The sequence below is a fragment of the Citrobacter sp. TBCS-14 genome (assembly GCF_005280805.1).
Taxonomy (GTDB): Bacteria; Pseudomonadota; Gammaproteobacteria; order Enterobacterales; family Enterobacteriaceae; genus Citrobacter; species Citrobacter gillenii.
In genome coordinates this window covers 1-203 of sequence record NZ_SZWM01000058.1, presented here as the reverse complement: position 1 = coordinate 203, position 203 = coordinate 1, and the positions used below count along the sequence as shown (strand labels likewise).

1 protein-coding gene is annotated in these 203 nt (G+C 60.6%); it reads left to right on the top strand.

Annotated elements, in window-relative coordinates; all coding sequences use genetic code 11:
• Positions 1 to 203, top strand: a 203-nt coding sequence (locus tag FDX22_RS00320; protein WP_146716559.1) for a fructose-bisphosphatase class II, incomplete at both ends; no start/stop codon positions are given.

The following is a 203-nucleotide window of genomic DNA, read 5'->3' as shown; positions in this document are numbered from 1 at the left end:
CGACGGCACCATCGTGATTGGCGAGGGTGAGATTGATGAAGCGCCGATGCTGTTTATCGGTGAAAAAGTCGGGACCGGTCTTGGTGATGCGGTCGACATCGCCGTCGATCCTATCGAAGGCACACGCATGACGGCCATGGGTCAGGCCAACGCGCTGGCCGTACTGGCCGTTGGCGATAAAGGCTGCTTCCTGAACGCGCCGG